We start from the raw sequence: 12,150 nt of genomic DNA, 5'->3' as shown, positions 1-12,150 counted from the left end.
ACGGCCGCCGGGTCGGCCATCCCGGCGCCGCTGGATTCCAGCGTGGTCGGCATGATCGGCATCAGCCGGGTGAACAGCGTCCAGTCCGCGTCCGCAGGGATGTATCCGGCTGTGGCATCGGTGATTCCGGACTTGATACTTCCGGGCGCCACGCACACCGCACGTAGTCCTTTACTCGCGTACTCGAGCGCCAGCGCATGGGTGAAGGACTGAATCCCGCCCTTGCTGGCCGCGTAGGCCGCCATGTAGGGATGCGCGAACGCCGCCGACGTCGAGCTGAAGTTGACGATCGCGCTGCGGGGATTGTGCAACAGCGTCGGCAGCGCCTCGCGGACCACCAGGAAGGTCCCGGTCAGGTTGACGCCGATGACCTGGTTCCACAGGTCCAGGCCCATCTGATCGGTGTGCGCGGCGCGCAGGATTCCGGCGGCGTTGACCAGCGAATCCAGGCCGCCCAGCGTGTCCACCGCCGAGCGCACACCGTCGACCACCGACCGCTCGTCGCCGACGTTCATCTCCAACGTGGTCAGCCGCTCACCGGCTCCGATCTCCGCGGCCCGGGCGCGGGTTTTGTCCAGCCCGTCGGCGGCGACGTCGGCGGCGACCACCGCGCCGCCCTCGTCCAGCAGGCGCAGCGCGGTGGCCTGCCCGATGCCCGAGGCAGCGCCGGTCACCAGGATCCGGTTGTGTTCCAATCGCTTCATCTGGACTCCTGTCTGGTTCTACTGCCCCATAACATATTTCAGCGTCGGCCCGGCAGTCCAGCCTCCGTCGACCGCAATCTCCGCGCCGGTGACGTATGCGGCGTCGTCGGACAGCAGATAACCCACGGCGCCGGCGATCTCGTCGGGCACCGCGACCCGTTCCATCGGCGTGTTGGGATAGTTGCCTTCGCCGACCTGGATGCCGACATGTGCGGTCATCGGCGTGTAGGTCATGCCGGGGTGCACCGAATTGACCCGGATGCGATCGGCGCCCAGCTCGACGGCCGCGATCTTCGACAATCCCCGCACACCCCACTTCGAGGCTCCATAGCCGGCCGTGAACGCCAGACCGAATAAGCCGGCCGCAGACGAGATGTTGACGATCGAGCCGCCGCCAGCTGTGCGCATCGGCGCGATTACCGCTTGCAGACCGTTGAACACCCCGACTAGGTTCACCTCCAACACCATTCGGAAGTGCGCCACCGGCTCGTGCTCGAGGTATTGACCGGTCGACACCCCGGCGTTGTTCACTAGGCCGTTAAGCGTGCCGAACTCGGTGACGGTGAACTGCACCGCGTCCGACCACTGTTCGGGGTCGGTGACGTCGAGATGGGTGTAACGCGCGTGCGTGCCGAGCTCGTCGGCCAGCTGCTTGCCCTCGTCGTCGAGCAGGTCAGCGAGCATCACGTTGCCGCCGCGGGCGACTATGTGGCGCGCGAACGCCGCGCCGAGCCCGCCCGCGCCCCCGGTGATGACGACGACCTTCCCGGCCAGCTGCCTTGAATTACTCTCCATCGCAACAACTTTCTGTAGTTATCTGCACCTCCGCCGCAGACCCGGCATCAAGGGGCCTTCACCAAGACGAATCCCTTGTACCCGGCGTCGGCGGCCTCGGCACAGATGTCGTTGTACGTCGCGAATCCCCCGACGAACAACATAAAGCCACGGGGCTTTCCCGGCACGTTGGCGCCCATGTACCACGAGTTCGCCTTGGTGAACAGCGTCATCTCGGCCCGCCGGGCTAATTCGGCTACCCAGCCGTCCACGGCGTCTCGAGTCGGTTCCATTGCGGCGTAACCGTGATTGTCGAGGTAGTTGATGGCCTCGCTGATCCAATTCACCTGCGCCTCGGCGTGTAGCACCATGTTCGCCAGCACAGCGGGTGCTCCAGGGCCCGAGATCAAAAACAGATTGGGGAACCGGTCGACGCCCAACCCCAGATACGTGCGCGGTCCGTGCGCCCAATCGTCGCGCAGCGTCGCACCGTCGCGGCCGACGACGTCGATTCTGCCCAGCGCACCGGTCATCGCGTCGAAACCCGTCGCGAACACGATTGTATCGAGGTCATAGTGGCCGTCGGTGGTGTTGATCCCGGCGGCGTCAACGGATTCGATCGGGGTGGCGCGCACACTGACCAGCGACACATTGGGCCGGTTGAACGTCTGAAAGTAGTTGCTGTCGGTGCAGATTCGCTTGGTCCCAATCGGGTGATCATTGGGTATCAGCAGGTCGGCGATCGCAGGATCGTCGATTACCGCCCGGACCTTCTCCTCGTAGAACTTGCGGGCCTCGTCGTTGGCCGCCAAGTCGCTCATCTGGTCGGGGAATGTCTTGGAGTACAGCACACCACCCAGCTGCCAACGCTTTTCGAACGCCGCACGGCGCTCCTCGGGTGTGAACTCCATGGTCGGCTTCGGGGCGGTGATATGCGGTGAACCGCCGCCACTGCGCCAGGACAGCCGGCGTCGCTCCGCGTAGCCGGCCTTGATGTCGTCGAGCTCCTCGGCGGGCAACGGCCTGTTGCCCGCCGGGATGCTGTAGTTGGGGGTGCGCTGGAAGACGTAGAGGTGCGCGGCCCGCTCGGCGATTACCGGAATCGATTGGATGCCAGATGATCCGGTGCCAATGACCGCCACCCGCTTGCCGGTGAAATCGACGGGATCGTGAGGCCACGCCGCGGTGTGGTAGATCTCGCCCGCGAAGCTATCCAGGCCGGGGAAGTTCGGGGTCAACGCGTCCGATAACGGGCCGGTCGCCATCACGCAGAACCGCGCCGAGAGCACCTGCCCGCTGTCGATGGTCACTGTCCAGCGCAGCGTCGTCTCGTCGAACACCGCCGAGACGACCCGGGCGTTGAACGCGATGTCGCGGCGCAGGTCGAGTTTGTCTGCGACCCAGTTCAGGTAGCGCAAGATCTCGGCCTGGGTGGCGTACTTCTCGGTCCAGTTCCACTCCTGCTGCAGTTCGTCGGAGAACGAGTAGCAGTAGTCGACGCTCTCGACGTCACAGCGCGCACCCGGATACCGGTTGTAATACCAGGTGCCGCCCAGCTCGGGCGCGGCCTCGAGTACCCGCACCGAGAGACCTTGCGCGCGCAATCTGTGCAGGGCATACAGACCGGCGAACCCGGCGCCCACCACTACGACGTCCAGGGGTGCATCGAGGTTCACAAGCATTCACTGTAGGTACGTCTGCCACGCCGCGTCCCGCCGTTCCCGGTCACCGGGCGGTGCGGCCAAGTTTTCCCGGCCATCGGGCGTGCGCGGGTACCGTGCCGCGTCGATGCCGGACCATCTGCTCATGTCAGAAGTCGCGCAGGTCGAAGTAGAACTCGACGGTCAGCAGCATCGGTTTAGCTGGCCACGCACCCAGACCCTGGTCGAGATGTTGCTCGATGCGGGCATTGATGTGCCCCATTCGTGCAGGGAAGGCCGCTGTGGTTCGTGCGTGGCTACCGTCGTCGAGGGTGAGGTCGACATGGCGGCGTGCGACATCCTCGAGCCCGAGGATCTACGAGACGGCCTGATTCTCGCGTGTCAGGCCAGGCCGGTGAGCGCCGATGTGCACATCGAGTTTTGATCGCATTTAGGTCCGCTCACCGGGATCGCCTTCGGGTTCGGCACGGACTGCGGTACACCATTAGATAAGCCCTCACACGTAAGGACGACAAACATGAGCGAGCGGGTTCTTGACCGGGTCATGGACATGGCCGACCAGTTGCGCGAGCAGGCCGCCGAAGCGGAGAGGATTGGCCGGCTCACCGACGACACCGTCAAGCTGATGAAAGGGGCCGGCCTGATCCGGCTGCTGCAGACCAAGCAGTACCGGGGGTTTGAGGCCCACCCGCGTGAGTTCGCCGAGGTGGTGATGGCCACCGCGGCGCTGGATCCGGCTGCCGGCTGGATTGTCGGCGTGGTAGGCGTGCACCCCTACCAATTGGCTTATGCGGATCCGAAGGTGGCGGCCGAAGTCTGGGCCGATGATGTCGACACGTGGATGGCGTCCCCTTACGCGCCGCAGGGTGTGGCCAAGCCGGTCGACGGCGGCTACATCTTCAACGGCCGCTGGCAGTTCAGCTCGGGAACCGACCACTGCGACTGGATCATCCTGGGCGCGATGCTCGGCGACAGCGAGGGCAGACCGATCATGCCGCCGCAGATGCTCCACATGATTCTGCCGCGCAAGGACTACGAGATCGTCGAAGACTCGTGGAATGTTGTGGGGCTGCGCGGAACCGGCTCCAAGGACGTGATCGTCAAGGATGCGTTCGTCCCGGCCTATCGGACTATGGACGCGACGAAGGTGATGGACGGCACCGCCCAGCGCGAGGCCGGCATGACCGAGCCGCTTTATCTGATGCCGTGGTCGACGATGTTCCCGCTGGGCATCTCGGCGGCGACCATCGGCATTGCCGAGGGCGCGCTCGCCGCGCACCTGGACTACCAACGCGAACGCGTCGCCGCCACCGGAACCGCGATCAAGGACGACCCCTACGTCATGTACGCCATCGGCGAGGCCGCCGCCGACATCAACGCCGCGCGCCAGGAATTGCTGGCCAACGCCGATCGCATCTACGACATCGTCGCTTCCGGAAAGGAGGTGTCGTTCGCTGATCGCGCAGCGGGTCGTCGTACCCAAGTCCGCGCGGTGTGGCGCGCGGTGTCCGCGGTCGATGAGATCTTCGCGCGCTCCGGTGGGAATGCGGCGCGGATGGACAAACCGCTGCAGCGGTACTGGCGCGATGTGCACGTCGGCCAGTTGCACGCCATCCACATGCCCGGCACCACGTATCACGCGTCGGCGCTGAGCTCGCTGGGCATCGATCCGCCCGAGGGCCCGCTGCGGGCGCTGATCTAGGAGTTACACGTGAGTGACCTGAAAAGCCTTGGCTACATCACGATTTCGACCAACGACATCGATCGCTGGCGACAGTTCGCCTTCGGTGTTCTCGGCTTCGCGGAAGGCAAGGGACCCGACCCGTCAGCGTTGTACCTGCGGATGGATGAGCGTGTGGCCCGGCTTATCGTGATGCCCGGTGAGACCGACCGGGTGCTCACCGTCGGCTGGGAAGTGCGCGATCACCCGGGGTTGCAGCGGGTCAAAGCAGCTCTCGACGGCGCCGGAGTGCCGTTCAAGCAATTGTCCACCGATGACGCCGAGGCCCGCTGGGTAGAAGAGGTGATCACGTTCGAAGACCCGGCCGGCACCACGCTTGAGGTGTTCCATGGCGCGGTGCTTGACCACAGCCCAGTCATCACCCCGTTCGGCGCGCGATTCGTCACCGGCGATCAGGGAATGGGACATGTCGTCGTGCCGGCCACCGATCCCAACGGGCTGTTCGATTTCTATACCGATGTACTCGGTTTCCGTTCCCGCGGCGCGTTCCGCGTACCGTTGCCCAAAGAGTTTGGCCCGGTGCGGGTTCGCTTCCTCGGGATCAACGAACGACACCACAGTCTGGCGATTGTCCCGGCCGCACATTTGCGCGATCCACGCCTTGTCCACATCATGGTCGAGGTCGACACCCTCGACGCCGTGGGTCAGGCCTTGGACCGCGTCAACGCCGAAGGCTTCCAGTTGTCCTCAACCCTCGGGCGTCACACCAATGACAAGATGCTGTCGTTCTACGTCCGCGCACCCGGTGACTGGGACATCGAATTCGGCACCGACGGTATGCGGGTCGACGAAGCCTATTACACCGCAGAGGAAATCACGGCTGACAGCTATTGGGGCCACCAGTGGGTCGGTGAGATGCCTGCGGCAATGCGGTTATGACCCCGGACGCCGACGTAACGCCCGTACTGGCGTCGTCGATCACCTCGTGGGACCACGAGGCCGACGTCGTCATCGCCGGCTACGGAGTTGCTGGCGCCGCAGCGGCGGTCGAAGCGGCTCGCTCCGGCGCGGAGGTGTTGGTCCTGGAACGCACCGGGTCCTGGGGCGGCGCGGCGGCGATGGCCGGTGGTTTCATCTACCTCGGCGGCGGAACGGCGCTGCAAAAAGCTTGTGGTTTTGCTGATTCCGTCGAGAACATGGCGGCCTTTCTCAACGTGGCTATGGGGCCCGGCGCCGATGAGGACCGGATCGCCGACTATTGCGCCGGCAGCGTCGCCCACTTCGACTGGCTGGTCGGCTGCGGCGTGCCGTTCAAGGCGGAGTTCTTCTCCGAGCCCGGCTGGGAACCGATGGGCGACCAGGGGTTGATGTACAGCGGCGGCGAAAACGCCTACCCGTTCAATACCATTGCCACCCCGGCCCCGCGCGGGCACATCCCGCAAATGCAGAACAAGAAGCAGGGCGAGGCCAGCGCGGGCTACATGCTGATGAAGCCGCTGGTCGACACCGCCACCACCGCCGGCGCGCGGGCACTCTACGACGTGCGGGTGCAATGCCTGGTCGTTGAATCCGACGGCAGAGTGGTCGGGGTCCGCGCCCGCCAGTACGGCACCGAGATGACGATCCGCGCCCACACTGGGGTCGTGCTCGCGACGGGCAGTTTCGCCTACAACGACGCCATGGTGACGCGCTTTGCCCCGCGGATCGCGGGACGCCCGGCAGCCTCGATCGAACAGCACGACGGGCAGGCCATCCGGATGGCCCAGGCGCTGGGCGCCGACCTCGCGCACATGGACGCCACCGAAGTCGCGATCTTCATCGACCCTCAGCAACTGGTGCGCGGCATCCTGGTGAACGGCCGCGGTCAGCGTTACGTCACCGAGGACACCTACCCGGGTCGGATCGGCCAGCTAACCCTCTACCAGCAGGACAATATTGCCTACCTGGTCATCGACGGCGATGCCCAGGAGGAGGCGATGGCCTCGTGGTCACCGAAGCTAATGCTGCGACCGGCTACCTGGGTGGCTGACAGCGTTGCCGACCTGGAAAGCGATATGGGCCTGACACCCGGTTCGCTGCAGGCGACCGTGGCCGCCTACAACGACGGCGCGGCCCGCGGCGAAGATCCGCTGCTGCACAAGAAGTCCGAGTGGGTGAAGCCGATCGGGTCCCCGGTCGGCGCAATCGACCTGCGGGACAGCACCGGCGGCTTCACCTTGGGCGGGCTTGCGACCACGTTGGACGCCGAGGTGCTGCATGTCAACGGTGAGCCCATTCCGGGGCTTTTCGCTGCGGGTCGTTCGACCGCCGGCCTGGCCGCATGGGGTTACGCCAGCGGCGTCTCGCTTGGTGACGGCAGCTTCTACGGCCGCCGCGCAGGCCAGTCGGCAATCAAGGGCTGACCTGCGCTGATCCATCTTTTGCTGCCGGACAACGATTGTGTCCGACGGCAATTTTCGTGTGCGTAGTGACAACGGCCACACCACTGTGGTACAAATCTGATATTACTAATAGAAATATGTCACTCAGACATACAAGGTTTGGAGAACCTATGTCAGGGACCGTGAACGCCGTAGCGACCGCCGAACAGGCCACCCCCTCGGCCGTCATCGACCGCATCTCCCTGGTCCTCGACGCATTCGAAGGCCCGGGACGGCTGACGCTGGCGCAAATCGTCCGCCGCACCGGACTGCCGCGCTCGTCGGCGCATCGGATGCTCGAGCGCCTGGTGCAACTGCGCTGGCTGCGCCGTAGTGGTCGCGATTACGAACTCGGCATGCGGCTGGTGGAGCTGGGCTCCCTCGCTGTGCACCAAGACCGTCTCGTCCGCGCGGCCACTCCGCTGCTGGGCGAACTGCACCGCGCCACGGGTCTCGTCGTGCACCTCGCAGTGCTGGACGGACCCGACGTCGTCTACCTCGAGAAGGTCGGTGATCGGACGATCGGCGCAATCCCTAGCCGGGTTGGCGGACGTCAGCCCGCGCACTGTACCGCCGTCGGCAAGGCGATCCTGGCCTACAGCGATGAGGAGGCCGAGGTGGATCTGCAGGTCCGCAAGACCAAGTATTCGATTTCCAGCAGCTCCCAACTTGCAGTCGAACTGGCCAAGGTGCGGGCCCACGGTGTGGCATTCGAGCGCGAGGAGTCGCTGCTCGGCTTCGGCTGCGTTGCAGCCCCCATCGGGAGCCCGGGCGAGGCGGTCGCTGCGTTGTCAGTCTGCGGTCCGATGAATCGCATGATGTTCGATCAACGGCTGGCGGCCCCGGTCCGGATGACTGCGATGGCCATCTGGCGCAACGTCGAGGACGGCCCCCAGCGAGTTGCGCCGACCTTGCAGCCGCTACGGCCATTGCTACCGCGGCGTCCGGCTCCCGCGTCGCGGCCCGCCTTGCAGTACGCGTGAACCTCGATCCACAGATCGCCGCCCTGATCGAGGAGCTCGACGCCGGCTTTCCGCCGGTCCACAACATGACCGGCGCGCAGGCCAGGGCGACCATCCGCTCCCGGTTCGTGCCGCCGGCCGAACCCGAGCCGGTTGCCGAGGTCCGCGACGAAAGCATTCCGGGGCCCGGCGGCGACATCCCGGTACGGATCTACCGGCCCGATGCCGGTGAAGACGATGGCCTGCCGATTCTGGTGTACGCGCACGGCGGCGGTTTCGTGTTCTGCGATCTCGACAGCCACGACGAGCTGTGCCGTAATATCGCCAATCGCCTTCCCGCCGTGGTTGTTTCGGTGGCATATCGGTTAGCGCCCGAGCATCGCTGGCCCGCGGCGGTCGCCGACCTCTACGCGGCCACCCAGTGGACGGCGCGCAATGCCCACACCTTCGGCTGCGACCCCGGCCGGATCGTCGTCGGCGGCGACAGCGCCGGCGGGAACCTGGCCGCTGTGACGGCATTGATGGCCCGCGACCGCGGCAGCCCGGCACTGGCCGCCCAGTTCTTGCTGTACCCGGTGATCGCATCGGACTTCGACACCGAGTCGTATCGCTTGTTCGGCAAGGGTTTCTACAACCCGAAGCCGGCCATGCGGTGGTATTGGGATCAGTACGTGCCCTCCATGACCGACCGCGCGCATCCATATGCCACACCGCTGAACGCCGACCTGCACGGACTGCCGCCCGCCGTAATGGTGATCGCCGGGCACGACCCGTTGCGCGACGAGGCGCTGGCCTTCGCCTCGGCGCTCGAGGAGGCCGGGGTATCCGTTGTGTGCGCCCAATTCGACGGCGGCATACACGGTTTCATGAGCATGCCAATATTGGACATCGCCCAGCGAGCCCGGCAGCGGGCGTGCCTGGAGCTAAGCGCGGCCATAAGGACGGCGTATGGCTGACGGCGAAGTGTTCGTGATCGACCGTGTGGTGCCGCGGCCCGGCTGCGCGCGACGATTCGTCGAGACCTACCTCGCCGAGTACGCGCCGGGCGCACGCGACCGCGGTATGACGCTGCGCGACATCCTGGTCAGCCCGCCGATCTGGTCCGAGGATCTATCCAATACCGTCACCATCACCTGGACACTGCCCAGCGCCCAGGCATGGTGGGAGATGACATGGAAGGGCCGACTCGACCCGGCGCTGGGCGAATGGTGGTCGCGGATTGGCGAATTGGTGCAGGAGCGGTCCCGGTCGTTCGCCGCGGCCGCCCACGACGTGGACGGCCTCTGCGATGTATAGCGTCACCCGGTTGCTCGACGTTCGCGAGGGCGATCGCGACCGGATACTCGGTGAGTTGCGCGCTGCCGCCGCCGCGGCCGGGGCGCTGCGCGGGGTGGTCGAGCCAACGCTGCCCGGTGCGCGTAACGGCGGTGACATCCTCATGCACCTGAGATTCGCCACCAAGCATCACTGGGATTCCGCGGCAACGCGATTCACCGCACTGATGGCCGACCCCGCCGTGACCCGGGTCAACGGTGCGGGCTATTCAGGTGAGCCCGTTAATTCCAGCGATACCCCCGGCACGGTGTACCGGGCGCTGCTGCTGTCCGTCGCGCCCGACACCGCTGAGGCCACCGTCGCCCGCTTCGAGCACGAGTTGTCGCTGATGCCGCGCTACGTGCCGGCGATCCGGGCATGGCAACTGAGCCGGGTATCCGATGCTGTCGGCACCTCGGCGTGGACCCACGTGTTCGAGCAGGAGTTCGCCGACGTCCACGGACTGATGGGGCCCTACCTGATGCACCCCATCCATTGGGCTGTCGTGGACCGCTGGTTCGACCCCGAGACCACCGACGTGATCGTCCGCGACCGCCTCTGCCACAGCTTCTGCGCGATGCCCGACCCGGTGCTGAGCTAGATTCCCGCGGCCTGAATGTTCGGATTAGCCGTGGCTGGCGGCTCCAGCGGCGGCAGTGTCGAAGTGCCGTCCAGAGAATGCACTGTCAGACCCTGCGACCACGGATAGTGCAGGCTGAACGCCACCAGGCCGGTGCGTTCTGCGGCGGGCAGATGGCACATCGCGAACACCGTCTCGGCAAGATACTCGACTGGCTCGGTCGGAAAAGACTCTGGAATGAGTTGTGCTGCACCAGGTGTACGGACCGCCGTCGATGGACCAACGCAATTGACCGCGATATTGGCGTCGAGCAGTTCGGCGGCCACACCTTGGGTGAACCGGTGCAGGGCAGCCTTCATCGACGCGTAGATAACGTCGCCGGAAGTCTTGTTGTACTCGCGGTAGGGCCGCACCGGGGCGACACCGGTGACGGACCCGATGTTGACGATCCACCCACCACCTTGTTTACGCATATGCGGCACTGCAGCTTTGGTCAGGACAAACGGCGTCCGCAGATAGTGCTCGACGGTCCGGTCGAAGGTCTCCAGGGACATGTCTTCGACCAAACTGTAGTCGGCGAAACCGGCGTTGTTGACGAGGATATCGATGCGGCCGGTGTGGTCCAGGACTGCGTCAATCAGGCCATCGCGCGCCCCGGCGTCCTCGAGGTCGGCGGTCAGCCCGAACGCCGATCCACCGGCGTTTTCGATCAGCGCGATGGTCTCGTCGATCGTCCCTGGGATCGCCGAGATGACCCCCGCGCGGGTAGATTGCGACGGCTGGTAGGCGCGGGCCGTCACCGCCACAGTCGCACCTTCCGCCGCCAGCCGCTGGGCGATCGCACGTCCGATTCCCCGGCTACTACCGGTCACTAAAGCCGTTTTCCCACTGAGTAATTGCGTCATCGCAGGGTGAAATCCTCTTCGATCGGCGCCCGATGCTGATGCCACACGTCGACCAGCCGATACGGCGTGGCCACTACCACACGGCCCGAACCCGACCGGTAGTAAGTGTGCGCAGTCGGCGTGTGGCACCAGACGGTACGGCTCATCGCTTCATCAATCTCGGCGACGTAGTCCTCGTACGCCCGCTGGGTGACCTCGATGGTGGTGGCGCCGCGCAGCGCCATCAATTGCAGGCATTCGATGATGTAGTGCGCCAGCACCTCCATCGAGAAGTTCGCGCCTGCACCGTGGCCGGGGCTGTAATTCGGCGCCGACATGGTGAAGAGGTTGGGGAAACCGGGCACAGTTCCGCCGCGGTAGGCGCGGGGACTGTCGCCCCATTCGTCGGTTAGCCTCTTGCCGTCGCGGCCGCGGACGTCGATGGTGGACAGGAAATCCAAGTAGTAGCCGGTGGCGTAGATGATGATATCGAGGTCGATCTGCCGACCATCATGGGTGACAATGCCTTTCGCGTTGACCTCGGCCGGTTCGCTGGCCTCGACGTCGACGTGCTTGCGGGTCAACGCCGCGTAGTAGCCACCTGGATCGCGGATGATCCGCTTGCCATATGGCGCGAAGTCCGGGGTTACTTTCTTGGCCAGTTCAGTGTCTTTGCCGAACGTCTGCTCGATGTACTCCAGGCACATCTGCAGCAGCACATCGTTGGCCGGAGAGATGGACAGATGGTCCTTGGCCCACTCCGGGTCCTGCAGGATGATCGGGTAGTTGTTGTCCGCCGTGCCCCAGTAGGACTTCAGCCGGTTCCACTTCGCGTAGTGCGGCAGGTGCCGCCCCAGGTAGCGCTTGTGTGCGGGCACCTCGTCGGTCAGCCGTTTGCGGGGTGCCACCCAATGCGGCTGACGCTGGAACACCGTCAGGTGCTCCACCTGGTCGACGCAGGCGTCGACGATCTGCACGGCGGTGCAGCCGGCCCCGATGATCGCCACCTTCTTGCCGGTGAGGTCCAGCGACGAATCCCACAAGGCCGAATGAATACTGGTGCCCGCAAACGTATCCCGGCCCTGGACATCGGGCCAGCGCGGGCGGTTGAGGTATCCGGCGGCGGTGACCACGACGCTGGCGTAACTGATGTCGCGCTGGCCGTCGGCG

General features: G+C 65.4%; 14 protein-coding genes. 8 read left to right on the top strand and 6 right to left on the bottom strand.

Annotated elements, in window-relative coordinates; translation table 11 throughout:
• The 4 genes from VEI45_RS19440 to VEI45_RS19425 all read right to left on the bottom strand — a co-directional run.
• Positions 1-704, bottom strand: a 704-nt coding sequence (locus VEI45_RS19440; RefSeq protein WP_324856162.1) for an SDR family NAD(P)-dependent oxidoreductase, incomplete at its 3' end; no start/stop codon positions are given.
• An 18-nt stretch (positions 705-722) separates the two neighbouring features.
• Positions 723-1,499: an SDR family oxidoreductase gene (locus VEI45_RS19435; protein WP_324856161.1), complete on the bottom strand. Its 777-nt coding sequence runs from the start codon at positions 1,497-1,499 to the stop codon at positions 723-725.
• Positions 1,500-1,546: 47 nt separating this feature from the next.
• Positions 1,547-3,154: an NAD(P)/FAD-dependent oxidoreductase gene (locus VEI45_RS19430; RefSeq protein ID WP_324856160.1), complete on the bottom strand. Its 1,608-nt coding sequence runs from the start codon at positions 3,152-3,154 to the stop codon at positions 1,547-1,549.
• Between the two features lie 6 nt (positions 3,155-3,160).
• A complete protein-coding gene (locus tag VEI45_RS19425) occupies positions 3,161-3,286 on the bottom strand; it encodes a hypothetical protein (protein WP_324856159.1) in 126 nt (41 codons plus the stop codon).
• Positions 3,287-3,368: 82 nt separating this feature from the next.
• Between VEI45_RS19425 and VEI45_RS19420 the strand changes: the two genes are divergently transcribed.
• The 8 genes from VEI45_RS19420 (at position 3,369) to VEI45_RS19385 (ending at position 10,117) form a co-directional block, all read left to right on the top strand.
• Positions 3,369-3,563 (top strand): 2Fe-2S iron-sulfur cluster binding domain-containing protein, encoded by a 195-nt coding sequence (locus VEI45_RS19420; RefSeq protein ID WP_324856163.1) that lies wholly within the window; start codon positions 3,369-3,371, stop codon positions 3,561-3,563.
• Between the two features lie 93 nt (positions 3,564-3,656).
• Positions 3,657-4,841 (top strand): acyl-CoA dehydrogenase family protein, encoded by a 1,185-nt coding sequence (locus tag VEI45_RS19415; RefSeq protein WP_324856158.1) that lies wholly within the window; start codon positions 3,657-3,659, stop codon positions 4,839-4,841.
• 9 nt (positions 4,842-4,850) lie between these two features.
• Entirely contained in the window at positions 4,851-5,759 is a 909-nt protein-coding gene (bphC, locus tag VEI45_RS19410; RefSeq protein ID WP_324856157.1) for a biphenyl-2,3-diol 1,2-dioxygenase, read from the top strand.
• A complete protein-coding gene (locus VEI45_RS19405) occupies positions 5,756-7,222 on the top strand; it encodes an FAD-dependent oxidoreductase (protein WP_324856156.1) in 1,467 nt (488 codons plus the stop codon). The genes bphC and VEI45_RS19405 overlap by 4 nt, the downstream gene beginning before the upstream one ends.
• 149 nt (positions 7,223-7,371) lie before the next feature.
• On the top strand, positions 7,372-8,223 hold the full coding sequence (locus VEI45_RS19400; protein ID WP_324856155.1) for an IclR family transcriptional regulator: 852 nt from the start codon (positions 7,372-7,374) through the stop codon (positions 8,221-8,223).
• A complete protein-coding gene (locus VEI45_RS19395; RefSeq protein ID WP_324856154.1) occupies positions 8,220-9,158 on the top strand; it encodes an alpha/beta hydrolase in 939 nt (312 codons plus the stop codon). Before VEI45_RS19400 ends, VEI45_RS19395 begins: the two co-directional genes overlap by 4 nt.
• A complete protein-coding gene (locus VEI45_RS19390) occupies positions 9,151-9,498 on the top strand; it encodes a hypothetical protein (RefSeq protein WP_324856153.1) in 348 nt (115 codons plus the stop codon). The genes VEI45_RS19395 and VEI45_RS19390 overlap by 8 nt, the downstream gene beginning before the upstream one ends.
• Positions 9,491-10,117 carry a Dabb family protein gene (locus VEI45_RS19385; protein ID WP_324856152.1) on the top strand — a complete coding sequence of 209 codons (627 nt, stop codon included), beginning with the start codon at positions 9,491-9,493 and terminating at the stop codon, positions 10,115-10,117. Before VEI45_RS19390 ends, VEI45_RS19385 begins: the two co-directional genes overlap by 8 nt.
• Here the strand turns inward: VEI45_RS19385 and VEI45_RS19380 are convergent.
• A complete protein-coding gene (locus tag VEI45_RS19380; RefSeq protein WP_324856151.1) occupies positions 10,114-11,001 on the bottom strand; it encodes an SDR family NAD(P)-dependent oxidoreductase in 888 nt (295 codons plus the stop codon). The two genes, VEI45_RS19385 and VEI45_RS19380, sit on opposite strands and share 4 nt — an antisense overlap.
• The coding region (locus VEI45_RS19375) for an NAD(P)/FAD-dependent oxidoreductase (protein WP_324856150.1) at positions 10,998-12,150 on the bottom strand (1,153 nt) is incomplete at its 5' end. The genes VEI45_RS19380 and VEI45_RS19375, both read right to left, overlap by 4 nt.

The sequence above is a fragment of the Mycobacterium sp. genome, from assembly GCF_035623875.1.
Lineage (GTDB): Bacteria > Actinomycetota > Actinomycetes > Mycobacteriales > Mycobacteriaceae > Mycobacterium.
Note: the sequence above shows the minus strand (reverse complement) of the source record. Positions and strands in the feature narration are given on the sequence as shown.

Coding starts and splice junctions, on each gene's coding strand:
- VEI45_RS19380 (WP_324856151.1), bottom strand. CDS start 11,001: ATGACGCAATTACTCAGTGGGAAAACGGCTTTAGTGACCGGTAGTAGC.
- VEI45_RS19400 (WP_324856155.1), top strand. CDS start 7,372: ATGTCAGGGACCGTGAACGCCGTAGCGACCGCCGAACAGGCCACCCCC.
- VEI45_RS19390 (WP_324856153.1), top strand. CDS start 9,151: ATGGCTGACGGCGAAGTGTTCGTGATCGACCGTGTGGTGCCGCGGCCC.
- VEI45_RS19420 (WP_324856163.1), top strand. CDS start 3,369: ATGTTGCTCGATGCGGGCATTGATGTGCCCCATTCGTGCAGGGAAGGC.
- VEI45_RS19415 (WP_324856158.1), top strand. CDS start 3,657: ATGAGCGAGCGGGTTCTTGACCGGGTCATGGACATGGCCGACCAGTTG.
- VEI45_RS19385 (WP_324856152.1), top strand. CDS start 9,491: ATGTATAGCGTCACCCGGTTGCTCGACGTTCGCGAGGGCGATCGCGAC.
- VEI45_RS19405 (WP_324856156.1), top strand. CDS start 5,756: ATGACCCCGGACGCCGACGTAACGCCCGTACTGGCGTCGTCGATCACC.
- VEI45_RS19435 (WP_324856161.1), bottom strand. CDS start 1,499: ATGGAGAGTAATTCAAGGCAGCTGGCCGGGAAGGTCGTCGTCATCACC.
- VEI45_RS19425 (WP_324856159.1), bottom strand. CDS start 3,286: ATGAGCAGATGGTCCGGCATCGACGCGGCACGGTACCCGCGCACGCCC.